Annotated in this window: 23 protein-coding genes; 8 read left to right on the top strand and 15 right to left on the bottom strand. The window is 32.9% G+C overall.

Features of this window, described 5'->3' with window-relative positions; genetic code table 11:
* The first annotated feature begins 42 nt into the window (after nt 1–42).
* The 4 genes from gcvP to PBN93_RS10345 all read left to right on the top strand — a co-directional run bounded on the left by gcvP (nt 43) and on the right by PBN93_RS10345 (nt 5,509).
* Nucleotides 43–2,895 (top strand): aminomethyl-transferring glycine dehydrogenase, encoded by a 2,853-nt coding sequence (gene gcvP, locus PBN93_RS10360; protein ID WP_271080589.1) that lies wholly within the window; start codon nt 43–45, stop codon nt 2,893–2,895.
* A 157-nt stretch (nt 2,896–3,052) separates the two neighbouring features.
* Nucleotides 3,053–4,111, top strand: coding sequence for a 3-oxoacyl-ACP synthase III family protein (locus PBN93_RS10355; RefSeq protein ID WP_077406920.1), 1,059 nt, complete (start codon nt 3,053–3,055; stop codon nt 4,109–4,111).
* Between the two features lies 1 nt (nt 4,112).
* Nucleotides 4,113–4,637, top strand: a complete 525-nt coding sequence (locus PBN93_RS10350) for a class I SAM-dependent methyltransferase (RefSeq protein WP_077406923.1) — start codon at nt 4,113–4,115, stop codon at nt 4,635–4,637.
* 20 nt (nt 4,638–4,657) lie between these two features.
* Entirely contained in the window at nt 4,658–5,509 is an 852-nt protein-coding gene (locus tag PBN93_RS10345; RefSeq protein ID WP_271080588.1) for a glycosyltransferase, read from the top strand.
* Here PBN93_RS10345 and pafA read toward each other — a convergent pair.
* Entirely contained in the window at nt 5,506–7,200 is a 1,695-nt protein-coding gene (gene pafA, locus PBN93_RS10340) for an alkaline phosphatase PafA (RefSeq protein WP_271080587.1), read from the bottom strand. The genes PBN93_RS10345 and pafA overlap by 4 nt on opposite strands.
* Nucleotides 7,201–7,313: 113 nt before the next feature.
* Between pafA and PBN93_RS10335 the strand changes: the two genes are divergently transcribed.
* Together PBN93_RS10335 and PBN93_RS10330 are read left to right on the top strand one after the other, a co-directional pair.
* Complete coding sequence (locus PBN93_RS10335; protein ID WP_077406932.1) at nt 7,314–8,051, top strand: MlaE family ABC transporter permease; 738 nt, start codon at nt 7,314–7,316, stop codon at nt 8,049–8,051.
* A complete protein-coding gene (locus PBN93_RS10330) occupies nt 8,051–8,818 on the top strand; it encodes an ABC transporter ATP-binding protein (protein ID WP_077406935.1) in 768 nt (255 codons plus the stop codon). Before PBN93_RS10335 ends, PBN93_RS10330 begins: the two co-directional genes overlap by 1 nt.
* On the opposite strand, the gene PBN93_RS10325 is transcribed toward PBN93_RS10330, so the two are convergent.
* The 9 genes from PBN93_RS10325 to porV all read right to left on the bottom strand — a co-directional run bounded on the left by PBN93_RS10325 (nt 8,815) and on the right by porV (nt 18,345).
* Nucleotides 8,815–10,320 carry a DUF389 domain-containing protein gene (locus PBN93_RS10325; RefSeq protein ID WP_077406938.1) on the bottom strand — a complete coding sequence of 502 codons (1,506 nt, stop codon included), beginning with the start codon at nt 10,318–10,320 and terminating at the stop codon, nt 8,815–8,817. The genes PBN93_RS10330 and PBN93_RS10325 overlap by 4 nt on opposite strands.
* A gap of 11 nt (nt 10,321–10,331) precedes the next feature.
* Nucleotides 10,332–11,402 carry a mannose-1-phosphate guanylyltransferase gene (locus PBN93_RS10320; protein ID WP_077406941.1) on the bottom strand — a complete coding sequence of 357 codons (1,071 nt, stop codon included), beginning with the start codon at nt 11,400–11,402 and terminating at the stop codon, nt 10,332–10,334.
* 5 nt (nt 11,403–11,407) lie between these two features.
* Nucleotides 11,408–12,007, bottom strand: coding sequence for a SprT-like domain-containing protein (locus PBN93_RS10315; RefSeq protein ID WP_077406944.1), 600 nt, complete (start codon nt 12,005–12,007; stop codon nt 11,408–11,410).
* Between the two features lie 179 nt (nt 12,008–12,186).
* Nucleotides 12,187–12,867: an SDR family NAD(P)-dependent oxidoreductase gene (locus tag PBN93_RS10310; protein WP_077406946.1), complete on the bottom strand. Its 681-nt coding sequence runs from the start codon at nt 12,865–12,867 to the stop codon at nt 12,187–12,189.
* Nucleotides 12,867–13,829 (bottom strand): M28 family metallopeptidase, encoded by a 963-nt coding sequence (locus PBN93_RS10305; protein WP_077406949.1) that lies wholly within the window; start codon nt 13,827–13,829, stop codon nt 12,867–12,869. Before PBN93_RS10305 ends, PBN93_RS10310 begins: the two co-directional genes overlap by 1 nt.
* A gap of 85 nt (nt 13,830–13,914) precedes the next feature.
* A complete protein-coding gene (locus tag PBN93_RS10300) occupies nt 13,915–15,540 on the bottom strand; it encodes a pyruvate dehydrogenase complex dihydrolipoamide acetyltransferase (RefSeq protein ID WP_271080586.1) in 1,626 nt (541 codons plus the stop codon).
* Nucleotides 15,541–15,543: 3 nt separating this feature from the next.
* Nucleotides 15,544–16,542 carry a pyruvate dehydrogenase (acetyl-transferring) E1 component subunit alpha gene (gene pdhA, locus PBN93_RS10295; protein WP_077406954.1) on the bottom strand — a complete coding sequence of 333 codons (999 nt, stop codon included), beginning with the start codon at nt 16,540–16,542 and terminating at the stop codon, nt 15,544–15,546.
* Between the two features lie 168 nt (nt 16,543–16,710).
* Complete coding sequence (locus PBN93_RS10290) at nt 16,711–17,193, bottom strand: cytidine deaminase (RefSeq protein ID WP_271080585.1); 483 nt, start codon at nt 17,191–17,193, stop codon at nt 16,711–16,713.
* Nucleotides 17,194–18,345, bottom strand: a complete 1,152-nt coding sequence (gene porV / locus PBN93_RS10285) for a type IX secretion system outer membrane channel protein PorV (RefSeq protein WP_077406961.1) — start codon at nt 18,343–18,345, stop codon at nt 17,194–17,196.
* Nucleotides 18,346–18,750: 405 nt separating this feature from the next.
* Here porV and gldJ point away from each other — a divergent pair, with 405 nt between their 5' ends.
* The gene (gldJ, locus tag PBN93_RS10280; RefSeq protein ID WP_077406964.1) at nt 18,751–20,418 is read left to right on the top strand and encodes a gliding motility lipoprotein GldJ; all 1,668 of its coding nucleotides are present in this window, start codon (nt 18,751–18,753) and stop codon (nt 20,416–20,418) included.
* Nucleotides 20,419–20,483: 65 nt separating this feature from the next.
* Nucleotides 20,484–21,761: a UDP-N-acetylmuramoyl-tripeptide--D-alanyl-D-alanine ligase gene (locus tag PBN93_RS10275; protein ID WP_271080584.1), complete on the top strand. Its 1,278-nt coding sequence runs from the start codon at nt 20,484–20,486 to the stop codon at nt 21,759–21,761.
* Nucleotides 21,762–21,796: 35 nt separating this feature from the next.
* Here PBN93_RS10275 and PBN93_RS10270 read toward each other — a convergent pair whose 3' ends face one another.
* From PBN93_RS10270 to PBN93_RS10250, 5 genes are read right to left on the bottom strand one after another with little or no spacing between them, the layout of a single operon-like run.
* The gene (locus PBN93_RS10270) at nt 21,797–22,573 is read right to left on the bottom strand and encodes an RMD1 family protein (RefSeq protein ID WP_077406970.1); all 777 of its coding nucleotides are present in this window, start codon (nt 22,571–22,573) and stop codon (nt 21,797–21,799) included.
* Nucleotides 22,574–22,575: 2 nt separating this feature from the next.
* Complete coding sequence (locus PBN93_RS10265) at nt 22,576–22,875, bottom strand: hypothetical protein (RefSeq protein WP_077406973.1); 300 nt, start codon at nt 22,873–22,875, stop codon at nt 22,576–22,578.
* 2 nt (nt 22,876–22,877) lie between these two features.
* Nucleotides 22,878–23,852: a deoxyhypusine synthase family protein gene (locus tag PBN93_RS10260; RefSeq protein ID WP_271080583.1), complete on the bottom strand. Its 975-nt coding sequence runs from the start codon at nt 23,850–23,852 to the stop codon at nt 22,878–22,880.
* Entirely contained in the window at nt 23,842–24,786 is a 945-nt protein-coding gene (gene speB / locus PBN93_RS10255; protein WP_271080582.1) for an agmatinase, read from the bottom strand. Before speB ends, PBN93_RS10260 begins: the two co-directional genes overlap by 11 nt.
* Nucleotides 24,770–26,173 (bottom strand): arginine decarboxylase, encoded by a 1,404-nt coding sequence (locus PBN93_RS10250; RefSeq protein ID WP_077406982.1) that lies wholly within the window; start codon nt 26,171–26,173, stop codon nt 24,770–24,772. Before PBN93_RS10250 ends, speB begins: the two co-directional genes overlap by 17 nt.
* Nucleotides 26,174–26,490: the final 317 nt, after the last annotated feature.

The raw sequence follows: 26,490 nt of genomic DNA, 5'->3' as shown, positions 1-26,490 counted from the left end.
TCATTAATTTTGCGCATCTTTTTATAAAAAACACTCTAGAATATGAGAACAGATTTGTTTGCCCTAAGACACATTGGTATAAATAAAAATAATTACCAGCAGATGTTTAAAACTGTTGGAGTTAAAAATTTAGATCAGCTTATATATGAAACTATCCCAGACGATATTAAGCTTAAAAACAATTTAAATTTACCTGAAGCTTTAAGTGAAAATGAATATTTAGAGCATTTACAAGAACTTGCAGACAAAAATAAAGTTTTTAAATCTTACATAGGTTTAGGATATAATGAAGGGCTATTACCTTCTCCTATTAAAAGAAATATTCTAGAAAACCCGGGTTGGTATACTGCATATACTCCTTATCAAGCAGAAATTGCTCAAGGTCGTTTAGAAGCTTTATTAAACTTTCAGACTATGGTTTGCGATTTAACAGGTATGGAGTTAGCTAACGCATCTTTACTAGATGAAAGTACTGCTGCTGCAGAAGCTATGGCAATGCTTTTTGATGTACGTAGCAGGCCACAAAAAAAAGAAAACGTAATTAAGTTTTTTGTTTCTGAAGAAATACTACCACAAACTTTATCTTTATTACAAACGCGTGCTACACCAATAGGTATAGAACTTGTAATTGGTAATCATGAAGACTTTAGGTTTGGAGCAGATTATTTTGGTGCGTTATTGCAATACCCTGGTAAATACGGACAAGTAAATGATTATGCTAGTTTTGTAGATAATTGCAACCAAAACAACATAAAAGTTGCCGTTGCTGCAGATATACTAAGCTTAGTAAAGCTTAAAGCTCCTGCAGAATTTGGAGTAGATGTTGTTGTTGGGACCACACAACGTTTTGGTATTCCATTAGGTTATGGCGGCCCACACGCTGCTTTTTTTGCTACAAAAGAAGCCTACAAAAGAAATATTCCTGGCAGAATTATTGGTGTTACTAAAGATACAGATGGTAAACCTGCTTTACGTATGGCTTTGCAAACCAGAGAGCAACATATTAAAAGAGACAAGGCTACATCTAATATTTGCACAGCACAAGTTTTACTAGCTGTTATGGCTGGTATGTATGCAGTATATCACGGTCCAAAAGGATTAGAGTATATTGCTAACAAAGTACACAACACTGCAATAAATACTGCAACAGCAATTGAAAAGTTAGGTTTTAAACAACTTAATACTGTTTATTTTGATACTATTAAGGTAGAAGTTAAGGATGCTAATGCTCTAAAAACAATTGCCGAAAGCAAAAAAATAAACTTTAACTATATTAATGATACTACTGTATCTATCTCTATAAACGAAGCAACATCTAAAAAAGATTTTGCTACAATAGTTGCTTGTTTTGCTGAACTTAATAAAGTTGAAAATTCAGCTTCATTTACAAAAGATGTACAAACTGTTATTCCTGCTACTTTACAACGTAACACTCCATTTTTAGAAAACGTAGTTTTTAATTCTTATCACTCAGAAACAGAATTAATGCGTTACATAAAAAAATTAGAACGTAAAGATTTAGCACTAAACCATTCTATGATTTCTTTAGGATCATGTACTATGAAACTAAATGCGGCATCAGAAATGCTTCCTCTAAGTTCTGCACAATGGGGTAATATTCATCCATTTGCTCCTGTAGACCAAGCAGAAGGATATCAAATTTTATTAAAAAGGTTAGAAGATCATTTAAGTGAAATTACAGGTTTTGCAGCTACATCTTTGCAACCAAATTCTGGCGCACAAGGAGAATATGCTGGTTTAATGGTAATTAGAGCTTACCATGAATCTAGAAACGAAGCGCACAGAAACATTTGTTTAATTCCTGCATCTGCACACGGTACAAACCCTGCATCTGCTGTTATGGCTGGTATGAAAGTGGTTGTTACCAAAACAGATGAGCACGGAAATATTGATGTAAATGATTTAAGAGAAAAAGCAGAATTACATAAAGATAATTTAGCGGCCTTAATGGTAACCTACCCATCTACACACGGGGTTTTTGAGTCTTCTATTAAAGAAGTTACACAACTTATACATGATAACGGCGGACAAGTTTATATGGATGGTGCTAACATGAACGCACAAGTTGGTTTAACAAACCCTGGTAATATTGGAGCAGATGTTTGTCACCTTAACTTACACAAAACCTTTGCTATACCACATGGTGGTGGTGGTCCTGGTGTTGGCCCTATTTGTGTAGCTCCGCAATTGGTACCGTTTTTACCGGGCAACCCAGTTATTAAAACCGGAGGAGAAAAAGCTATCACAGCAATATCTTCTGCTCCATGGGGCAGCTCATTAGTTTGTCTTATATCTTACGGTTATATTGTAATGCTAGGAGAAGAAGGCTTAAGACAGTCTACATCAATAGCAATTTTAAATGCTAACTACATTAAAGAAAGATTAAGTGGTAAGTTTGATGTCTTATATACAGGAGAAAAAGGAAGAGCAGCTCATGAAATGATTATTGACTGTAGACCATTTAAACAAAACGGAATAGAAGTTACAGATATTGCTAAGCGTTTAATGGATTACGGCTTTCACGCACCAACAGTATCTTTCCCTGTAGCTGGCACATTAATGATAGAGCCTACAGAAAGTGAAAGTTTAGCTGAGTTAGATCGTTTTTGTGACACTATGCTGTCTATTAGAGCAGAAATTGATGAAGCTACAATAGACAATCCAAATAATGTATTAAAAAACTCTCCACATACATTAGATATGGTTACTAATGATGTTTGGGATTTTCCTTATAGCAGACAAAAAGCAGCATTTCCGTTAGAGCACATTGCAGATAATAAATTTTGGCCTGTAGTTAGACGTGTAGACGAAGCGTATGGAGACCGTAATTTAATTTGTACTTGCGCCCCTATTGAAGCTTATATGGAAGCGTAAAAACACTGCAAATACAATACTTAACAACCGCCTAGAGATTTTTAGGCGGTTTTTTTATTTTCTATTATTACGCTTGAACATCATACAATTTATTATGCATGCATAGTTTTTTAAAAGTGTTTTTTGTAACTTCAACCTGTTAAATTAAAATCTAAATATGCATATCGGAATTACAGGAACAGGTAGCTACATACCTACCATAACTACCTTAAATACAGACTTTATTAACCATACTTTTTTAAATACAGATGGGTCTCCTATTCCTAATTCTAATGAGGTTATTATTCAAAAATTTAAAAAAATAACAGGAATAGCAGAAAGAAGGTATGCAAAAAAAGAATTAAACACTTCTGATATTGCCTATTTAGCTGCAGAAAGAGCTATTAACGATGCCAAAATAGACAAAGAAACTATAGACTATATTATAGTTGCTCATAACTTTGGTGATGTGAACTATGGGCAAACACAAACAGACACTTTACCTAGTTTAGCCTCTAGAGTAAAACATTTATTACAAATTAAAAATCCTAAATGCATAGCGTATGATATATTATTTGGTTGTCCTGGATGGATACAAGGAATGATACAAGCATATGCATTTATAAAAGCAGGACTTGCCAACAGATGTTTAATTATTGGAGCAGAAACATTGTCTAGAGTAATAGACCCATATGACAGAGATTCTATGATTTATTCTGATGGTGCCGGAGCAACAATTATAGAAAACACTAAAAATACTGGTAATATTTTAGCTCATAACGCAGCAACGTATGCACTTACCGAAGCTAACTATTTATTTTTTGGAGAATCTTACAACAAGGAAGAAAACAACAATACTAGGTACATAAAAATGCATGGACGCAAAATATATGAGTTTGCCGTTACCCACGTACCAAAAGCTATGAAGGATTGTTTGGACCAAAGTGGTGTAGATATAAATGATGTAAAAAAAATATTTATACACCAAGCCAATGAAAAAATGGATGAAGCAATTGTGCAACGGTTTTATAAACTTTACAACAAACCAATGCCTGAAGATATTATGCCTATGAATATCTACAAGCTTGGTAACAGCTCTGTTGCTACCGTGCCTACCTTGTTTGATTTGGTTAAAAGAGGAAAATTAGAAAATCACGCTGTAAAAAAAGGAGATGTTGTTATATTTGCGAGTGTTGGCGCTGGTATGAACATCAATGCCATAGTTTACAGATATTAAAATGTACGAAAAAACATATCCTAGCAAACGTTTTAAGCATACGCTAGAGTTTCTTAATAAACACATTAATACCACAGAGAGTATATTAGATTTAGGAGTTACAAACCCTTTATCTAAACTAATGACCTCGCAGGGTTTTAACGTAACAAATACTAACGGAGAAGATTTAGACGTAGATTTTTCTTCTGTAACTACTTCTAAAACAGAAGTTGTAACTGCATTTGAAATTTTTGAGCATTTATTAGCTCCACTTAATATTTTAAAAGAAATAAAGAGTGATAAACTTGTTGCTAGCATTCCGCTTAACTTATGGTTTGCTCCTGCCTATAGAAGTAAAACTGATAAATGGGATAGACACTACCACGAGTTTGAAGATTGGCAGTTTGACTGGTTATTGGAAAAAGCTGGCTGGGAGATAAAAGATTCTGCCAAATGGACTAATCCTATAAATAAAATTGGCATTAGACCAATTCTACGTAGTTTTACACCTAGATATTATATTGTATATGCAGAAAGAAAAAAATAATATCTTTTATCTTTTTAAATATGATGTACTACATTATAATTCCCGCTCATAATGAAGAGGCCTTTATTGCAAAAACACTAAATTCTATTCTTCATCAGACCAAAAAACCAAAACAGGTAATTATTGTAAATGACAACTCTACAGATACTACAGAAGTTATCATAGACCAGTATGTAAAAAAACATTCAATTTTTAAAAAGATAAACACTACTTCGTCTACAAAGCATATGCCAGGTAGTAAGGTTGTAAATGCTTTTAATAAGGGCTTGGCTGCAACAGATAACGACTATGATTTTATTGTAAAATTAGATGCAGACATAATTTTACCTGAAAATTATTTTGAGAAAATTATTTCTATTTTTAAGTCTGATGAAAAAATTGGTATAGCTGGCGGTTTTGCTTACGAAGAAGACAAGGATGGCAAATGGAAACTAAACCACCCAATGAACAAGGACCACGTACGTGGTGCATTTAAAGCTTACCGTAAATCTTGTTTTATACAAATTAATGGTTTACGTAGTGCTATGGGTTGGGACACCGTAGATGAGCTATTAGCACAATACCATAATTTTACAATTTTTACAGACAATAATTTACGAGTTAAACATCTTAGACCTACAGGAAATGCATACAACAAGCAAGCTAAACTATTACAAGGCCAAGCAATGTACCGTATGCGTTATGGTTTTACAATTAGCTGTATTGCTTCTTTAAAAATGGCTTTAAAACAGAAAAAGGCAGCTGTTTTTTTTGATAATTTAACAGGCTATACAAATGCTAAAAAAGAAAAATTGCCCTTTTTGGTAACACCAAAAGAAGGCAATTTTATTCGTGATCTTCGTTGGAAAAATATAAAGCGTAAGTTATTTTAGTTTTCTAAAACAGCCTCAATAGGTTTACCAGTAGTACCGTTTGGCGCAGCAATACCCAGCAATGCAGAAATTGTTGGTGCAATATCAGGTATTTCTGTAAGTTTAACTGTGCTTCCTTTTTTAATTCCTTTTCCAAAAAATAATAAAGGCGCATGAGTATCATAAACCCTAGGAGAGCCGTGTGTAGAACCTGTTCTAGAATAGCTTATAATTCCTGGTTTTAAAACCACGATTACATCTCCAGAGCGTTTTTGATTGTATCCGTTTTGTAAAATGTATGGTAGACCTTTAGTATATTCATTTTGCCACATTTGGTATGCTGTATACGCTTTATCCACATCATTAAAAGTTAGTAATTCTTGCGCAAAAGCTTCTTGAACTGTTTGCAGGTCTAAATCAAGATTAGCAATAACCTTATGGTCTAAAAATACCTGATCATTAGAAACGTTTTTAATTAAATCCTCTGATCCAAATTTAAATTTAGCCCATTCATTTAATTTAGTAGTTATTTCTTTATAGTTAACATAACCGGCCGGTATTTTACTGTCTTTTAAATAAGTAGGGACATGCACTGCTGCATGGTCTGCACTTAAAAAAACTGTATATTCTCCTTTACCTACTTCTGCATCCAACTGGTTAAATAATCTTTCTAAATCTTGATCTAAACGTATATAAGTATCTTCAATTTCTTTAGAGTTTACACCAAATTGGTGTCCTACATAATCTGTAGAAGAAAAACTAACGGCTAAAAAGTCTGTTATATTATCTTTTCCTAAATTTTCACCTTTTAGGGCAGCTATAGCAAAATCTGCTGTTAAACTGTTACCGTAAGGAGTTGCTTTTATAATATCAAAACCTCTGTTTTGATCCCAAATTGCAGGTAAGTTATGAGGAAAAGAAGTTGTTGTTTCTCCTTTAAACTTACCTTCATAGTTATTTTCATCTGTACCACTCTCCTGGTAAGTAGAAATATCTCTTAATGTATTCCATATTTTTTTATATTTCTCCGCAGCATCAGAAGCATTAAAATTATTAACCCAAGCAGGTAAACTATTCATATAATAAGAGCTAGTTATAAAGTTAGCCTCATCTTTACCAACAAACCAATACGCAGCATTTGCCGCGTGGCCACCTGGTAATACAGCTCCTCTATCTTTAATTGCTACAGCTATTACTTTACCTTTTTTTTGAGTATGTAAACGTAATTGATCTGTAACAGTTGTAGTTAACATTCTGTGTGGACTCATCTTCCCTTCTGCGCCACTTGTACCTACAGAGCTATAGTTACTATCCCCAGCACAATATACATTTACACCCAAATCTTTATCATACCAATTATTACCTATTACACCGTGCATAGATGGTGTAGTACCAGTATAAACAGAGGTATGACCAGGACCTGTACTTGTTGGAGCATAATTAAAATGATGATTTTTAGCATTAAAACCTTCATTAATCATACGTTTAAATCCTCCTTCTCCGTATTGATTGTAAAAACGCGTAAGATAATCGTACCTCATTTGATCTACAATAATACCCACCACTAACTTAGGAGTGGTTTTTATTGGGTTAGAAGTTTGCACCTCTACTTCGTTTTTATTTCTTTTTTTAGATTTTTTTTGTGCATTAATAACGCCCGTGTTTGCTATAAAACAAACACCTAATAATGCAACAAATAGCCTTCTCTTCATTGTAAATAATTTTATTGATAGCGTAAAAGTAAATAAATAAACTTTTAATTTTTTTATTTGAATGTCAAATGAGAGTTAATATTATTATTTTTACAAACAGAAGTCTATTTTATATGAATTACATAGCATCTATTGGCAGTTATTTTATAATGATTAAAGAGGTTTTTAGAAAACCTACAAAATGGTCTATTATGAAAAAACTTATTTTAAAAGAAATAGACGAATTGGTTTTTGGTTCCTTAGGTATCATTATATTTATTTCGTTTTTTATTGGTGGTGTGGTAACCATACAAACTGCTTTAAACCTTACAAACCCTTTAATACCAGAAAGTTTAATTGGTTTTGCCGCAAGACAATCTGTTATACTAGAATTTGCTCCTACTTTTACCTCTATAATTATGGCTGGTAAGGTTGGCTCATACATAACATCTAGTATAGGTACAATGCGTGTAACAGAACAAATTGATGCCTTAGAGGTTATGGGTGTTAACTCTTTAAACTATTTGGTATTCCCCAAAATTATAGCGTTAATGCTTTACCCTTTTGCTATTGCAATTGCAATGTACGTTGGTATTTTTGGCGGGTGGATAGCTGGTGTTTTTGGCGGGTTTACCACAAGTGCAAGTTTTATAGAGGGAATACAGTTAGATTTTATTCCGTACCATGTTACATATGCCTTTATAAAATCTATAATATTTGCTTTTGTAATTGCTACAATACCTTCTTTTCATGGGTACTTTATGAAAGGCGGAGCATTAGAAGTGGGTAAAGCAAGTACCACTGCCTTTGTTTGGACCAGTGTTGCTATTATTATTTTAAATTACATACTAACCCAATTATTATTAGGATAATGATAGAAGTAAACAACCTACACAAATCTTTTGGTGAAGCGCATATATTAAAAGGAGTAACTACAGACTTTGAAAAAGGAAAAACAAACTTAATTATTGGCCAGAGTGGCTCTGGAAAAACAGTTTTTTTAAAGTGTTTACTAGGATTATTTACGCCAGACGAAGGTTATATAAGTTATAATGGAAATATTTATAACGATTTAAGCCCAGATGAAAAAAGGAATTTAAGACAAGAAATGGGAATGGTTTTTCAGGGAAGTGCCTTGTTTGACTCTTTAACGGTAGAGGGCAACGTAATGTTTCCTTTAGAAATGTTTACAAAGCAGTCTAAATCTGAAATGCAAGATAGGGTAAACACCGTTTTAAAACGTGTTAACCTAATAGATGCTCACCACAAATATCCTTCAGAAATATCTGGAGGTATGCAAAAAAGGGTTGCAATTGCAAGAGCAATAGTTATGAACCCTAAATATTTGTTTTGCGATGAGCCAAACTCTGGCTTAGATCCTAAAACGGCAATTTTAATAGACAATCTTATTTTAGAAATTACACAGGAATACGATATTACTACTATAATAAACACGCACGATATGAACTCTGTTATGGAAATTGGAGAAAAAATACTTTTTCTAAAAAACGGACATAAAGAATGGGAAGGAACAAATAAAGAAATTTTTAAAACAGACAATAAGGCTGTTACAGATTTTGTTTATTCTTCTGAGCTGTTTAAAAAAGTAAGACAAATGTATATTGAAGAACGCAATTAATTAGCTAATTCTCTAACCTGAATATTTTTATCTTTCAATCTTAATTTTAACCAATCTGATATTTTTTTAGTATCAGTTACTTTGTCTTTAGATTTTGTTTTAGGCTTCCAATTAATTTCAAAAACAGGAATAGTATCTATTTTTTTAAAATCTGTACGTATAGTGTAAGAATACCCAATAGATGCTAAGTTTTCATAATTAGCTTTAGCCTCTGCACTAACATCATTAAAAGGTATTTGTTTAGATACAATTTTTTGTAGTTGAGTTAGTTCCTTCTCTAACAAGGCAATTTTTTCTTCTTTACCCATTAGCTCAGCCTTTTTAGCTTGGTATAACTCGTCTACATATTTTATTTGGTCTACTTCCTTATTTTTAGAACCTTGTATTATTTTTAACTCGGTATTTTGTAACTCTTCAAAATCCTCATTTTTAATTTCGTTCCAACTAGCAATAATATTATCTGGCACCAACTCTTCACCCATAAACATTACTTCTATCACAGATTTTTGCTCGTTCTTATTTTTACGAAATATTTTATCAAACAAAGACGTGTCTCCTCCGTGATATTCTATATTAGTTAAATTATTTAAATACAACCCATTACCCGAGAATTTATATTTAGCAACATTTTCTGATATAAATTGTTGCGCTTGACTCTTAAATTTAGACTCTTCCCAAGCCTTAAAAAATGTCCAACTAGCTGGAACCATAACCAATATAGCAACTATAGAAGCAAGCCTACTTATTAATCTACGACGCTCAGAGTTGGCATAACGAACCATAGGAAAGCGTAATATTTTTATGACCAAAAATGTAGCTAAGGCTATAAAAATAGTATTAATAATAAACAAATACATAGCACCACTAGCATAGTCCCAATTACCAATTGCCAAACCAAAACCTACAGTACATAAAGGAGGCATTAAAGCTGTTGCAATTGCTACTCCAAATATAACACTAGCTATAGTACCTTTTTTTGCACGTGCAATAACCAAGGCTAAACCACCAAAAAAAGCAATAAGTACATCTCTAATATCTGGTGCTGTACGCGCTAACAGCTCAGAGGATTCATCACGTAAAGGAAAAAATTTAAAGAACAAAAAGGCAGTAAGTATACTTAATACCACCATTACTCCAAAGTTTTTTAACGAACGACGAAGTGTATCAATATCGTTAATGGCTAAGGACAAACCCATACCTAAAATAGGTCCCATTAGTGGTGAAATTAACATGGCTCCAATAACCACAGCAGTAGAATTGGCATTTAAACCAATAGAGGCTATAAAAATAGAGCAAATTAAAATCCAAGATGTATGCCCTTTAAAAGGAATATCTGCCACTATAGATTCCCTAGTAGCTTCTTGGTCGGTGTTATTTCGAATATCCAAAAGTTCTTTTAAAAACTTTTTAGTAGACCCAAGTAAACCTTGAAAATCTTTTTTTACGTTGTCTGATGAATCGTTGCCAGATACGCTATTATTTTGCTCTGTATTATTACTCATACATAATGGTATTACTTACCAAACTTATCTTTTACTTCGTTTAAAATAACTTTAATATCTTGTTCTTTTTCTTTTGGGCAAATTAACAAAACATCTTCCTTATCTACTACAATAAAATTATCTAAGCTATCTAAAACTACAACTTTATCATTTTTAGTGCGCACAATGTTGCCACTTGCATTACGGTCTAATAATTGCGCACCAACTACCGCATTACTATTATCATTTTTATCTAACTTATCATACAAAGAGCCCCAAGTACCTAAATCATTCCAATCAAAAGTAGCTGGTAATACATAAATACTTTTAGAATGTTCTAGTATAGCATAATCTATAGATATATTTTCTGCTAACGCATAATTATTTGCTATAAAACTTTTTTCTTCTGCAGTGTTATAACTATCCATACCAGAATAAAATAATTGATATTGTTCTGGCTGAAAAGCCTTAAAAGCATCAACTATTGTTTTTACACTCCACATAAAAATACCTGCATTCCATAAAAAGTTACCCTTACTAATAAACTCTTTAGCAGTTTTATAGTCTGGTTTTTCTCTAAACTGATTTACTTTTTTAATTTCCAAGTCTGGATTTTTATCAAACTCTATATAACCAAAACCTGTATTAGGAAATGTAGGCTTTATACCTAATGTACAAAGAACCTCCTCATTCTCGCATTTTGCAAAACATTGTTTAACATCATTTTCAAAAGCGTTTTCATCTTCTATCCAGTGGTCACTAGGAGCAACTATCATTACTGCATTAGGATTCTGTTTTTTAATTTTTAATGCTGCATATAAAATACAAGGAGCGGTATTACGCATAGCTGGTTCCAAAACAACTTGTTCTTGTTTAAGCATTGGTAGTTGCTCCAAAACTAGGTCATTATAACTCTCGTTGGTTAAGACTAATATATTCTCTTTAGGAATAAATTTATTTAATCTATTAAATGTTTTCTGAATTAATGAAAATCCAGAACCTAACATATCATGAAACTGCTTTGGATATTCTGCAGTACTTACTGGCCAAAACCTTGACCCAATACCTCCTGCCATTATAACTGCGTAATAGTTTTTATTCATTTTGATTAGTCTTTTATGAGTTCTACTTCTGCATTCGGCTGAAAAACATAAGTTTTTCCACTAGAAAGTTCTATGCATTCGTATCGCTTTATTTTTTTTTGTCCTTTTTTAAATAGCTTACCATTATATATTCTAAATATACTACCAATAGGTAACTCAAAAATATATGTTTTATTTGACACAGGATCAAATTGCTTTAATGCTAACGATAATTTAGCATCAGTATCACTACTTGCTTTTGGGTTTTTAAAATGATTAGCAACAACTGGCAATACTTTTGTTGGAAAAATTTCTGGTCTAATAAAAGGCAACATCAATGCCTGAAAAGTTTTTTTCCATTCTAACCCATGAGGCTTAATCCTTCTGCCATATTTTTCAAAAGCTACTAAATGCGCTATTTCATGTACTAAAGTGATTAAAAACCTATATTTATTTAATGATGCATTTACTGTTATTTGATGCTTTCCGTTTGGCAATCTTCTATAATCTCCGTGTCGGGTAATTCTATCTCCAACAATTTTAAGATGCACTGCATTAACTTTTATTAATGAGGCGCAAGGTGTTACAGCCCTTTCAGGTAAGTATTTAAGAAGGATTTTCTCCATATATACAAAAATAACAGATTCTGCCTTTTACAAGTGTACACTACAGTATATTTTGTAGTAAAATACAACTTTTCTTCTTATTATTTATTTGATAATCTAATTTTTTAAACAATGTACAACAAAATAAAAACCGCCTATTAGCACTAACAGGCAGTTTTTTAATTAAATTATTTATTAAGTTACGGTGTACTATTGCTTACTTGCAACAATTTACCATTGTACATTTTATGTCCAGTAAGGGCAAAATTTTGAATATATTCTGCCATTTCTAAAGCAGTGATTGGTGCCTTGTAGCCAGGAAAAGCTTCTTCTAGCATTTCTGTTTGCACGGCTCCTAACGCAAGCACATTAAAAGACGGACCCGTTTCTTTAAACTCCTCTGCCCAAAGCTCTGTTAACGTAATTACGGCTCCTTTACTAGAACTGTATGCAGATAAGCCAGCAAATTTTAAACTACCTTGCACACCACCCATAGAACTGATAGTTACTACGTGTCCGTTTTTTGGCATTTTAGGTATTACCAATTTAGTTATACTTGCTACGCCAAAAACATTCACTTTATAAACAGCTTCAAAATCTGCTGTTGTAGTTTCTAAAAAAGGCTTATTAGCTAATTTTCCTGCATTATTAATTAATACATCTACCTGTTTCCAGTTTGCAGAAATAAAATCTTCAACTTTTTGTAAATCTTCCTCCGCAGAAATGTCAAAAGGAAAAGAAAAAATATTAGGGTTTTTAAGAGAAGCTATAGGGGCACTATTCCTGGACAAAGCCAAAACTTGGTGTCCATTGTTTGCAAATAGCTGTGCCATTTGGTAACCTATACCTCTGCTACTACCTGTTATTATAATATTTGCCATTAATTGTATTGTATTTCTTTTGTGTCTGAATTCGCAATGCTTTTTATTACCGGAGTAAATTTATTTATTAAACTGGCCATGTGATTAAAGTCCATTACACTTGGCTCATCACCTACTTTGTGGTAATGATCAAAATTTGTAAAATCAAAAGTAGAATAGGTTTGTGATGGCACCTTAAATTCGTTGTGAAACGGATAATTATCAGATCTCATAAATAATCTAAAGTCACCTGCTTTTGGTAAAAAACCAGCAATTTTTTCACCTGCATAAGTATTTGTTACAGATGCCAAGTTAGACTTATTAAACCCTGTTAAATATGCTAAATAATCTTTATTTTGCATAGGAATACCTATCATCTCAAAATTAAGCATAGTGTACAAGTTAAGGTTATCTTCCTTTAATTTTTTTGCCAAATGTTTAGAGCCCAACAAGCCCATTTCCTCAGCAGAAAATAATGCAAAAATTATGCTTCTTTTGTTAGATTTTGTTTGCCCAAAATAACGAGCAAACTCCATAACTGCAGCAGTACCAGAAGCATTATCATTAGCTCCATTTGCTATTACATCATCACCGTCTGCCTTTGCAGTACCAATATGGTCATAATGAGCTCCTATAATTATAAATTCTTTTTTTAATTTAGGATCATTACCTTCTACAAAACCCACTACATTATAGGCAACACCTTTGCTAGAGTCAAAATTTGATAATGTATCTTTGTACGTTTTAAAAAATGGCTTTACTCCGTTAGCCTTAAAGTTATTTTCTATAAAAGTAGCTGCTTCTGCTATACCATCTGATCCAGACATACGACCTTGTAAATCATCAGAAGCTAAAAAGCTAACAATTTTTTTTATATCTGCTTCTTTTGCCTCTGTTGCAGACTCTTTTACTGCTGTATTTTGAGCAACACTAGAACAAGAAATTACAGCTAATAACCCTAAAAAATAAAACGTCTTTTTCATATTTAATTTATTTAAGGTCTAAAGATAAAAAAAGCATCTCATTAATTAATGAGATGCTTTTTAATATAATTTAATACTGTAATACTTATGCAAGCATAGTAACAGGATTTTCAATATAACTTCTTAATGTTTGTAAAAACTGAGCACCAACAGCACCATCTACAGTTCTGTGATCACAAGCCAATGTTAACTTCATTGTATTACCTACTACAATTTCTCCGTTCTTAACAACTGGTTTTTCTACAATTGCACCAACAGATAATATTGCTGAGTTAGGCTGATTAATTATTGACGTAAACTCTTGTATTCCAAACATACCTAAGTTAGATACTGTAAATGTACTACCTTCCATTTCTGAAGGAGCAATTTTTTTAGATCTTGCCTTACCTGCTAAGTCTTTTACAGAAGCACCAATAGTTGTTAAGCTCATTTGATCTGCAAACTTAAGCACAGGAACAACCAAACCTTCATCTACTGCTACAGCAACACCCATGTGAATGTGTTTGTTATAACGTGTTACATCATCTTTCCAAGTTGTATTTACTTGCGGATGTTTTCTTAATGCCATTGCACAGGCTTTTAAAACCATATCATTAAATGATACTTTAGTATCTGGCAAACTATTAATTTGTGCTCTGGATGCTTTTGCATTATCCATATCTACCTCTATAGTAAGGTAAAAATGTGGAGCTGTAAATTTAGACTGACCAAGAACTTTTGCAATAACCTTACGCATTGAAGAGTTTTTAACATCTTCAAAACCTTCTTCTCCTGCAGGTGTATAAACCGCTGGTTGAGGCGTAGCTGACGCTACTGAACTAGAAGAAGCAGTTGTAGAACTAGCAGCCGCAGATGGCTTATAGTTTTCTACATCTTTTTTAATAATTCTTCCGTTATCACCAGAACCAGTTACGTCTGATAAATTTATTCCTTTATCTGCTGCAATTTTCTTAGCTAATGGAGATGCAAAAATACGTTTACCGTCTGTAGCTACATTTTCTACTGGAGCCGACTTTTCTTCTTTTTTAGTTTCTTTCTTAGGCGCTTCAGTAGGTGTACTAGAAGAAGCAGAACCACTACCTGCATTAAGTACAGCATCTACATCTGTACCTTCTGGGCCAATAATTGCTAAAACTTCATCAACTGGAGAAGATTCTCCTTCTTTTATACCTACATATAATAGAGTACCTGAGTAAAAAGACTCAAACTCCATTGTTGCTTTATCTGTTTCTATTTCGGCAAGAATATCTCCTTCTTCAACTTTGTCACCAACTTGTTTCAACCAAGCAGCAACAGTACCTTCTTCCATAGTATCACTAAGGCGCGGCATTTTAACAACCTCTACTCCTTCAGGAATAACAGCTGTAGAACTTTCTGTTGTAGGTGCTGCAGTTTCTTTGGTTTCTTCTTGTTTTTGCTCTGTAGCAGTATTGGCTGAAGCATCACCAGATAATAATCCAGAAATATCTTCACCTTCTTCACCTATAATAGCTAAAAGAGAATCAACAGGAGCTGTATCTCCTTCTTGAATTCCTATATGCAAAAGAACACCTTCATTAAAAGACTCAAACTCCATTGTAGCCTTATCAGTTTCTATTTCTGCAAGAATATCTCCTTCTTCTACTTTATCTCCAACATTTTTAAGCCAAGCAGCAACAGTACCTTCTTCCATGGTATCGCTTAATCTTGGCATATTTACTATAACTGCCATCTTTTATAATTTATGTTGTACAAATGGAAAATCTTCTTGTTCGTAAACCATATCATATAATTGATTTACTGGTGGGTAGTCAGAGTTTTCTGCAAATTCCTCACACTCTTTAACCATACGCTTTACTTCTTTATCTATAGCTGAAATTTCTTCATCTGTAGCGTATTTCTTGTCTTTTATTACATCTAGAACCTGAGTAATAGGATCTATTTTCTTGTACTCTTCTACCTCTGCTTTAGTTCTATAGTGCTGAGCATCAGACATAGAGTGACCTCTGTATCGATATGTTTTTATCTCTAAAAATGTAGGTCCGCCTCCAGATCTTGCTCTTTCTACAGCTTTACTAACCTCTTCAGCAACAGTTACAGGGTTCATACCTTCTACTGCTTTACAAGGCATTTCATATCCTAAACCTAGTTTCCAAATTTCTGTAGAATGAGATGTTCTGGCAACAGACGTTCCCATTGCATAACCATTGTTTTCACATATAAAAACAACTGGCAATTGCCAAAGCATAGCTAAGTTAAAAGTTTCATGTAAAGATCCTTGCCTTACAGCACCATCTCCCATATAACATAATGTAACCGCATCATTACCAGCATACTTGTCTCCAAATGCAAGTCCGGCTCCCAAAGGAATTTGGCCACCAACAATACCGTGACCACCGTAAAAACGGTGTTCTTTAGAAAATATGTGCATAGAACCACCCATCCCCTTAGATGTACCAGTTACTTTACCATAAAGTTCTGCCATTACTTTTTTAGGGTCTACACCCATACCTATGGGTTGTACGTGGTTACGGTAAGCCGTAATCATTTTATCCTTAGTAAGATCCATTGCATGTAACGAACCAGCTAAAACAGCTTCTTGTCCGTTATACAAGTGTAGAAAACCTCTAACTTTTTGTTGAATATATACTGCAGCAAGTTTATCCTCGAACTTTCTCCAGAATAACATATCCTTGTACCAATTAAGGTAAACTTCTTTGGTTATTTTTTTCATTGAAAACTATTTTAAAAAGTCTGTTTTACAGAATAGCAAAAATACACATTAAATCCACTATCAAAAAAAAATTAAAGAAAAAGCACAGACTAGTTGATGAATGTTTTTTTTAATTAAATTTTTATCAAAAAATTAGGAATAAAAAAATAATTCATCAAAAAAAACAGCTTATAAGAAAGAATTACTAAATGCTAAAGGTAAAATATCTGATATAGAATTACATTTTACCACACTACCTTCTTCTCCCATTAGCAATAAAGTAATAGGTTCTTTTTGTTTTTGCTCATACTCTATCATAGATTGCCTACAATTACCACATGGTGCTGCAGGTTCTAAAACTTTATAATTTTTTGATGTTGCCGATATAGCCACAGATAGTATTTTTACATTAGGGTATATTGCTGCTGCTTGGTATATAGCAACACGTTCTGCACACAAACCAGATGGGTAAGCCGCATTTTCTTGATTATTACCTAAAACAATTTTTCCGTTTTCTAATAATACTGCTGCACCTACAAAAAAACTAGAGTAAGGTGCGTATGCATTATTACGTGCTTCTACGGCTTTGAGCATTATTTTTTTGTCTGTTTCAGGCAACTCATTTATAGAGTCGTAAACAGACATATCAAAAGATAAGGTATGTTTCTTCATTTAGTCGTTTAATAATTCTTCACCTAGGTTAAAGGTAAGAGAAAAACGCAAAGTATTTTCTAAAGGATTCTTTATTTTTGATGTAGAGAACAAATAAGATAAGTCTACTTGTGCTGCTTTAAATTTAAATCCTGCTCCTAACGAGAAGAATTTACGAGCGCCTTTTAGTTCATTTTCATTAAAGTAACCTGTTCTAAGCATAAATGCATCTTGGTAGGTGTACTCTGCTCCTAAAGCCCAAGTTACCTCTTTAATTTCTTCACTAAAGCCGTCTGGCGCATCTGTAAAAGAATCAAAAGCACCTTCTAAAAAGCTAATTTGCTGGTAACGCTCATTATCTTCACTATCTATTTGTCCGTCCTCATTAAAATCCTGTGGCGTTGGTACCAATAACTTATTAAATTCTGTTGATAATGATAAAACATTGTCTTGATCTAAAATAAAATCAAACCCAGCTCCAAATTTTAAGTTTCCTGGTAAAAAGTTTTCTTGCCCGTTGTTATCGTAAGCTATTTTACTTCCTAAGTTAGAGATGTTAAAACCTGCTCTCCATCTACCGTCAAACTTTTCATAAGCAATTTCTGGAGACCTGTAAAAACCAGATATATCTACTGCAAACGCCGTAGCTGCACTAGTATCTTCACTCGCATCATCAGACGGGAATTTTAAATTTGATGTTATAAACCTACCTCCAACACCCATAGAAAAAGTGTTAGATAATTTTAATGCATACGCACCTTCTAAAACAAATTCGTTAGGTTTTGCAATTCTTGCTGGTTCGTCTATCGTCTGTCTTAATTCTACTTCTCCTAAACCAAAATAACGTAAACCAAATGCAAAAGCACTTCTATCATTTATTTTGTTGTGAAAAGTGGCATTAAGCAAAGCTACATCTGTAACTATGTTTTCAAGGTAAGGAGTATAACTTATACCTACTCCCATTTTTTGCTCTGCAAAAGCAAATTTAGAAGCGTTCCATTGTAAAGAATACGCATCTGCAGAAGTAGCTACACCCATATCTCCCATACCTGCGGCTCTTGCATCTGCAGCTATGTTTAAAAAAGGTACTGCTGTTGTAATTGCTCTGTTCTGCTCTTGAGCATTACCAAAATATACGGACACCAAAAGTGCTAAGGCTAGTATTTTTTTCATCATCATTTTTATAATATCGGTTCTTTATCCTAATATCACTACAATAAATAGTGCAACATTTTAATTAACGCTCTTTTTTAAAATATCTTATAAATTAAGAACTTTATTTTCAAAATTACATTACAATGCCCAATATACTATAAAAAATAAAACTCCTTATTTACTTATTATTAAGCAACTATAAATTTCTATTAAAAAGAATTCACAAAATAATACTAATATAATATTTACACCGTTATAGATGTGTTGAACAATGTTTTATTGCTTGTTTTAGTTTTTTTTAGGATTTATAAAATATTCTAAGAAAATTTGCGTTTAATAAGCCGATAGTAAGCAAAGTTTAAACAGAAAATAAGTATAGTATAACTGCAATTAGCAGTAAAGTATAGAACTCAAGTCTTAATTATGAAAAAACAATTCATTAAAGTTGTACTCTCGTGTGCTGTTGTAGCAGGTAGCATAACTAGTTGTAAAAAATCATCTTCATCTAAAGATGTATCTCGTGCCACAGGTTGGAAGATAAATGCCAAAGAGGGTGGTTTTCAGCACAACTCTGATTTTAAAGAGCAAGTTACCGCACCGGGACTTGTATTTATAGAAGGTGGTACATTTACAAAAGGTAAAGTACAGGATGATGTTATGCATGATTGGAATAATACTCCAACGCAACAACACGTACAGTCCTTTTATATGGATGAAACTGAAGTAACTAATAAAATGTACCTACAATTTTTAGATTACTTAAAATCTGTTTACCCACCGGAAGACCCAAAATATGCAAATATTTATAAAGGTGCTTTGCCAGATACTTTAGTGTGGAGAAACAGACTTGGTTTTAACGAAACTATGACAAACAACTACTTAAGACACCCTGGCTATGCAGAGTATCCTGTAGTTGGTGTTAACTGGGTACAAGCTACGCAATTTGCAGAATGGCGTACAGACCGTGTTAACGAATTAATGTTGGAAAAAGAAGGCTACCTTAATAAAGAAGCTAAATACAAAGCATTAAATGGTGAAGCTGCTGGTACTTTTAGCACTGAAGCTTACCTAAACAGACCAGAGTCTGTTTATGGCGGACAAATAGATTCTTTACAAGGTAAAGCTAAAAAGAACGACTCTGTACCATCTTTTGCTAAAAGAAGTAGTGGTGTAATTTTACCAGAATATAGATTACCTACAGAAACAGAATGGGAATATGCTGCACAAGCTAACCAAGGTTCTAGAGAATATAACAACTACAGAGGTAGAAAAAAATATCCTTGGGAAGGAGATTACACTCGTAACGGACAACGTGTTGGTAGAGGTGATCAACTAGCTAACTTTAAACAAGGAAAAGGTGATTATGGTGGAATTGCTGGTTGGTCTGACGATGGTGCAGATATAACTAACGCAGTAATGTCATACAAGCCAAATGACTTAGGTCTTTACGATATGGCAGGTAACGTATCTGAATGGGTTGCAGATGTATACAGACCAATAGTAGATGATGAAATTAGTGATTTTAACTACTATAGAGGTAACATTTATATGAAGACAGCAATTGGTGAAGATGGTAAAGTAAACGTGCTTAGAGACTCAGTAGTTTATGACACATTACCAAACGGAAAAATAGTAGCTGTTAATTTACCTGGTGAAATTAAAATGGTTGCCGTAGATGAAGAAGAAACTTACTTAAGAACAAACTTCTCTTCTAGTGATAACAGAGGATATAGAGACGGAGAGCCTGGATCTACTAGATTTTATGACAGATTTAATGAGGCTGATGGCGATGAGGAAAACAAAGTGTCTATGTACAATTCTCCTACTAATAAAATAGAAAGAGACAGCGCCGGAAACTTTGTTAGAAACTACGACAAGTCTAACTACAGAACATCTTTAATTAATGACGAAGTTAGAGTATACAAAGGTGGATCATGGAGAGACCGTGCATTTTGGTTAGACCCAGCACAACGTAGATATTTACCACAGTATATGGCTACAGATGATATTGGATTTAGATGTGCAATGTCTAGAGTTGGTTCTAAGTCTAAAACTAAGAACAAAACTGCAAGAGGTAAAAAAGTAAAATAAGTTACTACAACATATTTTTAAAAAAGACTGCTCATTAGAGCAGTCTTTTTTTTTATATTCGCTTTATGACAATAGCACAAATACACCAACTATTTTTAACATATTCTACTGTTTGCACAGACACTAGAAAAATAACTAAAGACTGTATATTTTTTGCTCTAAAGGGCGATAATTTTAATGGTAATAAATACGCGGCTGAAGCATTAGAAAAAGGTGCTGCATATGCCATTGTAGATGAAAAAAAATATGCAACAACCCACAAGTTTATTTTGGTTGAAGATGTACTCCAAACATTACAAAAATTAGGTAATTACCACAGAAAGCATTGTACTGCCAAGGTAATTGGACTAACAGGTAGTAATGGAAAAACAACTACCAAAGAGCTTATAAAGGCAGTTATTCAAAAAAAGTACAAAACTGTTGCTACAGTAGGCAACTTAAACAACCATATTGGAGTTCCTTTAACGTTGCTTACCATTAAAGAAGATACTGAAATTGCTATTGTAGAAATGGGTGCTAACCATCTTAAAGAAATAGAATTTTTAAGTAGCTTAGCAGAACCAGATTATGGATACATAACAAATTTTGGAAAAGCGCATTTAGAAGGCTTTGGCAGTACGGAAGGTGTTATACAAGGTAAAAGTGAATTGTATAATTACTTAACCACAAACCAAAAGCATATTTTTTTAAATGCTGATGACCCAATACAAGAAAAAAAACTTGGGAGCTATGTAAAAAAGATTGGGTTTAGTGCTACTAAAGAAAATTATTATAACATTGTCTTACTAGGAGCGGATCCGTTTGTGACAATTAAAGTTGAAGATGCCACCATAACCTCTAACCTTGTTGGCGCCTACAATTTTACAAATTGTTGTGCTGCTATAATAATGGGTAAGTACTTTAATATAAGTTTACCACAAATAAAAGAAGCTATAGAAGGTTACGTACCTGCTAATAACAGGTCTCAGATACTAGAACAAAATGGTTACAAAATAATACTAGATGCCTACAATGCCAACCCAACAAGTATGGCTGCAGCCTTAGATAATTTTAATGGTATACAAGCTACGCATAAAATTGTTTTTTTGGGAGATATGTTTGAGCTTGGTACAACTGCAGCAACAGAACACCAATACATTGCTGATAAAGCTTGTAAAATGAATTTTACTTCTACTTTTTTAATAGGAGAAAACTTTGCAAAAGTAAAAACTGAAGCAGAACAACTAGCTAGTTTTGATCACTTAAAAGAGTATTTAAAAAAACATCCATTACAGCCAAATAGTAATCTTTTAATAAAAGGCTCTAGAGGAATGGCTTTGGAACGTATTTTAAATCTATTATAAAAAAACCTCTCTGTAAAAAGAGAGGTTTTTAGTTTTTAAAATAATTTTAAAATTAGCATATCTAATACTTCTATTACAATAAGTATTATAATAATCCACTCTAGCCTACTGCTTTCCTTGTGGTCCATTATGTCTTTAAACAACTCTAAATTTTCTTTAATAATCTCTAGTCGCTCATGAATATACCTGTACCTATCTTTTAAGTCAAACGTTTTTTTTAACTCTAAATTTAAATGACTTAAAGCCTCATTATCCCAAGTTATGTCTGGAGAATCAAAAATATATAAGTTTTCAGAGATTTCATTTTTAATATTTAAAACCCTACCTATAAATCGTTTTAACTTATTACCAGAGATATCTAATTTCCCTTTTTGTTCTAGATATTTAGTATGCTCGTTTGTTTCTCCTAATAACTGTTCAGTAATATCAAAATAGTTATCTAAAGCTACAGACTGTGATGCATTTAGTACTATTAAACGTATGGCCTCATAATCAAAAGTAGGTATTACTACTTTGTAAAATGATACCTCTTGCTTTCCTGGCTCTATTACTACATTAACTTCTTCAGAAAAGCGTTCGTCTTTTAAGCCCTTACAAAAGGGCTTAATACTATCTAAAATTGTTCTTTTTTCTTCTAAAGTATGATTAAAAAAGCCAACCATACCGTACTGAAAAATATAAACAAATTTTTCATCACCCATTTTGTAAAATAACTCATCCCCGTCTGAAAAAAGAAGATCCCAAGTTAAGTTACGTTTGCATTCTCTAATACTTATAGAGGCTGCAATTTGGTATGCATCTACGCTATACATGGCTAATCTTCATCATCATCTAAAGGTATATCTGGTATAGCATTAGGATCATCATCATCAAAATCTTCATAATCGTCCTCATCATAATTAGCCATAGTTACCTCTAACTTTTCACTAATTTTTACCAAATATTTAGTGTCTTCTGTTAAAACCTCAACAGCTTCTATACGCTCTCCTTTTGCGTTATAAAAACTTATAACGTTAAGGTCATCATAACCATCTGGGTACTTTTCTACCAAAAGTTTTAAAACCTCTGGTGTAAGCTTTTTAAAATCTACAATAACTCTTTTTAAATTATCCATAGTTACATATCTAACAAATAAGCAAATATTAATGGTGCAACAATAGTAGCATCACTCTCTATTATAAATTTAGGTGTATCTATGTCCAGCTTGCCCCAAGTAATTTTTTCGTTTGGCACTGCCCCAGAGTAAGACCCGTAACTAGTTGTAGAGTCGCTAATTTGACAAAAATAACTCCAGAATGGTGTATCTGTACGTTCCATATCTTGGTATAACATTGGCACTACACAAATAGGAAAATCACCTGCAATACCACCACCTATTTGAAAAAATCCAATTCCGTTTTTAGAGTTATCTGTGTACCAATCTGCTAAAAAAGTCATATACTCTATACCAGATTTCATTGTACTAGCTTTTAATTCTCCTTTTAACACATAAGAAGCAAAAATGTTACCCATAGTACTATCTTCCCAACCTGGACAAACAATAGGCAAGTTTTTTTCTGCAGCTGCATACATCCAAGAGTCTTTTAAATCTATTTCATAATACTCTTCTAACACACCAGACAACAACATTTTATACATATACTCATGAGGTAAATAACACTCACCAGCAGCTTCTGCATCTTTCCATATTTTAAAAATATGCTCTTGTAAGCGTCTAAAAGCTTCTTCTTCTGGTATACAAGTATCTGTAACTCTATTTAAACCTTTCTCTAGTAAATCCCACTCTTCTTGCGGAGTTAAATCTCTATAGTTAGGCACACGCTTGTAATGTGAGTGTGCTACTAGGTTCATAATATCTTCTTCTAAGTTAGCACCTGTACAAGAAATAATTTGCACTTTGTCTTGACGAATCATTTCTGCAAATATTTTTCCTAACTCTGCAGTACTCATAGCCCCAGCCAAAGAAACTAACATTTTAGATCCTTTGTTTAATTGATCTTCATACCCCTTTGCAGCATCTACTAAAGCAGCAGCGTTAAAATGCAAATAGTATTTTTCTATAAAATTAGAGATAGCTCCTTTAGTCTTCATCTTCTTCAAATTTTGATATATTAGAGTTGCCAGCTTTTAGATCTATAGCATATGTATTATCATAAGCATCATCTACACCTTCACCCATAAATTTATAACTTAACATTTTGTAGTATAATTTTGCTGCTAAAAAATCTGAAGATTTATCTGCCTTATTAGGGCAAAGCTCAACAATATCAAAACCTACAACATTTTTTTCTGTAAATACTTGTTTTAAGAACTCTAGCGTTTCATACCAAAACAAACCTCCAGGCTCTGGTGTTCCTGTAGATGGCAGTATAGATGGATCAAAAGCATCTAAATCTAACGTAATAAATACGTTTTCTGTCATTTGGTCTACTACCTTATCCATCCAATATTCATCATTAACCATATCATGGGCAAAAAATGTTTTTTCTTCATCCATATATGTTTTTTCTATAGCATCCATACTGCGTATACCTACTTGTAACAAATTAGTTTGCTGGCTAGCTTCATGTACAGCACAAGCGTGGTTGCAAGTAGTACCCTCATAAGACTGTCTTAAATCTGCATGCGCATCAATATGCAAAACAGTTAGGTTATTAAAACACTCATTAAAAGCCCTAATAGTACCTATAGATATAGAGTGTTCACCACCAAACAACGTAACAAACTTGTTACGTTTAATGTACTTTTTAGTTATTTTATGCACCTCATCTACCATAGCTTCTGGCGAGCTATTCTCTGTAATTGCATCAGCAAGGTATATTCCCTGTTGGTATGGCTCTGTACCTGTTTCAATATCGTACAATTCCATATTTTCTGATGCATTTAAAAAAGCCTCTGGCCCTTTATCTGCTCCTTTTCCCCAAGTACTAGTTCCGTCATAAGGAACTGGGATTAAAACTACTTTTGCGGTCTCCAATTGCGCAAACTCATCTGGAATGCCTGCGTAATTATTTGTTGTGCTCATATCCTAAAATTTTTAGCAGATCTTCTGCCTTTTGTTGTTCATTAAATAATTTGGTTGTTATTTTTCCTTCTTCATCTTTGTTTATTAATATATGCTTTGGTTGCGGTATTAAGCAGTGTTGTAAACCACCGTAACCACCAATACTTTCTTGGTAAGCGCCTGTATTAAAAAACCCAATGTATAAAGGCTTATTTTTTTTATATTTTGGTAAATAAATAGCATTTGTGTGTTGCTCACTGTTGTAATAATCATCACTATCACAAGTTAAACCACCAAGCAAAACACGCTCGTACTCATCATCCCATCTATTAATTGGCAACATAATAAACCTTTTATTAATTGCCCAAGTATCTGGCAATGTTGTAATAAAAGAAGAATCTATCATATTCCACTTTTCTCTATCGTTTTGTTGCTTTTGATATAAAATTTCATAAATAGCACCACCTGTTTCACCTACAGTAAAACTACCAAATTCTGTAAAAATATTTGGCACATCTACACCAGCTTCGTCACAAGTTAGTTTTATCTGATTAATAATTTCATCAATCATATATTGGTAATCATAATCAAAAACTAAAGAGTTTTTTATAGGAAAACCACCACCAATATTTAAACTATCTAGAGACGGACAAATCTTTTTTAATTTTACATAAACCTTTAAACACTTTAAAAGCTCGTTCCAGTAATATGCATTGTCTTTTATTCCTGTATTTATAAAAAAGTGCAACATTTTTAACTGCACCTTATCATTATCTCTAATTTGATTTTCATAAAAAGGAACAATGTTTTTGTATCCAATCCCTAAACGAGAGGTATAAAACTCAAATTTAGGCTCCTCTTCAGATGCAATACGAATTCCTACTTTAAAATCGTCATTAATTTCATTAGACAACAAGTCTATTTCTTCGTAATTATCTATAATTGGTATACAATTGCGGTGTCCTTCGTTTATTAACCTTGCTATGTTTGTTATGTATTGATCTCTTTTAAAACCATTACAAATTACATACGTATCATCTTTAATTTTTCCTTCTAATTTAAGGTGCTCAACAATATTAATATCAAACGCAGAAGACGTTTCTATGTGTATATTATTGTTTAAAGCTTCATGCAATACTGGTTTAAAGTGAGAACTTTTAGTACAATAGCAATAATGGTATTTGCCTTTGTATTGGTGTTTTTCCATTGCTATAGCAAACCAATTTTTAGCTCTAGAAATATTATCAGAGATTTTTGGTAAATAGGTAAACTTTAATGGGCTACCATATTGCTCTACTAGTTGTTTTAAAGGAATGTCATGAAACATTAGGTTTTCACCATCTAACTTAAATTCTTCTTGTGGAAAATGATAAGTCTGGTCAATTAAATCGATATATTTAGTATTCATTAAATTGTTATTTGATAAATTAAAATTTTAAAACACAGAGAAACCTTTGTGTTTTTTATGCAATATTTTGCTGTTAAAACTTTAAAATACTAAACAATGATTTGACGCTCCGTGGTTGGCACGAAGAAGTAGTCATGCTGACTGCTGACTATAGAGGTGTTACCGGAAGTTAGCTTTAAAATTCGGTTTCCTATCTTATAGGTTGTTTTTGGGTATGACTTCCTAATTCCCAAAAACCCGAACATAGAAACATTATACATTTATGCTCAGCTATATGCTAAATTATCAAAAACAAATACTTTGTTTTGACGGGACAA

The sequence above is a fragment of the Cellulophaga omnivescoria genome, assembly GCF_027915275.1.
GTDB lineage: Bacteria > Bacteroidota > Bacteroidia > Flavobacteriales > Flavobacteriaceae > Cellulophaga > Cellulophaga omnivescoria.
Note: the sequence above shows the minus strand (reverse complement) of the source record. Positions and strands in the feature narration are given on the sequence as shown.

Excerpts from the sequence above, each read along its gene's own strand:
- gcvP (WP_271080589.1), top strand. The coding sequence starts at position 43 with ATGAGAACAGATTTGTTTGCCCTAAGACACATTGGTATAAATAAAAAT.
- PBN93_RS10355 (WP_077406920.1), top strand. The coding sequence starts at position 3,053 with ATGCATATCGGAATTACAGGAACAGGTAGCTACATACCTACCATAACT.
- PBN93_RS10350 (WP_077406923.1), top strand. The coding sequence starts at position 4,113 with ATGTACGAAAAAACATATCCTAGCAAACGTTTTAAGCATACGCTAGAG.
- PBN93_RS10345 (WP_271080588.1), top strand. The coding sequence starts at position 4,658 with ATGATGTACTACATTATAATTCCCGCTCATAATGAAGAGGCCTTTATT.
- pafA (WP_271080587.1), bottom strand. The coding sequence starts at position 7,200 with ATGAAGAGAAGGCTATTTGTTGCATTATTAGGTGTTTGTTTTATAGCA.
- PBN93_RS10335 (WP_077406932.1), top strand. The coding sequence starts at position 7,314 with ATGAATTACATAGCATCTATTGGCAGTTATTTTATAATGATTAAAGAG.
- PBN93_RS10330 (WP_077406935.1), top strand. The coding sequence starts at position 8,051 with ATGATAGAAGTAAACAACCTACACAAATCTTTTGGTGAAGCGCATATA.
- PBN93_RS10325 (WP_077406938.1), bottom strand. The coding sequence starts at position 10,320 with ATGAGTAATAATACAGAGCAAAATAATAGCGTATCTGGCAACGATTCA.
- PBN93_RS10320 (WP_077406941.1), bottom strand. The coding sequence starts at position 11,402 with ATGAATAAAAACTATTACGCAGTTATAATGGCAGGAGGTATTGGGTCA.
- PBN93_RS10315 (WP_077406944.1), bottom strand. The coding sequence starts at position 12,007 with ATGGAGAAAATCCTTCTTAAATACTTACCTGAAAGGGCTGTAACACCT.
- PBN93_RS10310 (WP_077406946.1), bottom strand. The coding sequence starts at position 12,867 with ATGGCAAATATTATAATAACAGGTAGTAGCAGAGGTATAGGTTACCAA.
- PBN93_RS10305 (WP_077406949.1), bottom strand. The coding sequence starts at position 13,829 with ATGAAAAAGACGTTTTATTTTTTAGGGTTATTAGCTGTAATTTCTTGT.
- PBN93_RS10300 (WP_271080586.1), bottom strand. The coding sequence starts at position 15,540 with ATGGCAGTTATAGTAAATATGCCAAGATTAAGCGATACCATGGAAGAA.
- pdhA (WP_077406954.1), bottom strand. The coding sequence starts at position 16,542 with ATGAAAAAAATAACCAAAGAAGTTTACCTTAATTGGTACAAGGATATG.
- PBN93_RS10290 (WP_271080585.1), bottom strand. The coding sequence starts at position 17,193 with ATGAAGAAACATACCTTATCTTTTGATATGTCTGTTTACGACTCTATA.
- porV (WP_077406961.1), bottom strand. The coding sequence starts at position 18,345 with ATGAAAAAAATACTAGCCTTAGCACTTTTGGTGTCCGTATATTTTGGT.
- gldJ (WP_077406964.1), top strand. The coding sequence starts at position 18,751 with ATGAAAAAACAATTCATTAAAGTTGTACTCTCGTGTGCTGTTGTAGCA.
- PBN93_RS10275 (WP_271080584.1), top strand. The coding sequence starts at position 20,484 with ATGACAATAGCACAAATACACCAACTATTTTTAACATATTCTACTGTT.
- PBN93_RS10270 (WP_077406970.1), bottom strand. The coding sequence starts at position 22,573 with ATGTATAGCGTAGATGCATACCAAATTGCAGCCTCTATAAGTATTAGA.
- PBN93_RS10265 (WP_077406973.1), bottom strand. The coding sequence starts at position 22,875 with ATGGATAATTTAAAAAGAGTTATTGTAGATTTTAAAAAGCTTACACCA.
- PBN93_RS10260 (WP_271080583.1), bottom strand. The coding sequence starts at position 23,852 with ATGAAGACTAAAGGAGCTATCTCTAATTTTATAGAAAAATACTATTTG.
- speB (WP_271080582.1), bottom strand. The coding sequence starts at position 24,786 with ATGAGCACAACAAATAATTACGCAGGCATTCCAGATGAGTTTGCGCAA.
- PBN93_RS10250 (WP_077406982.1), bottom strand. The coding sequence starts at position 26,173 with ATGAATACTAAATATATCGATTTAATTGACCAGACTTATCATTTTCCA.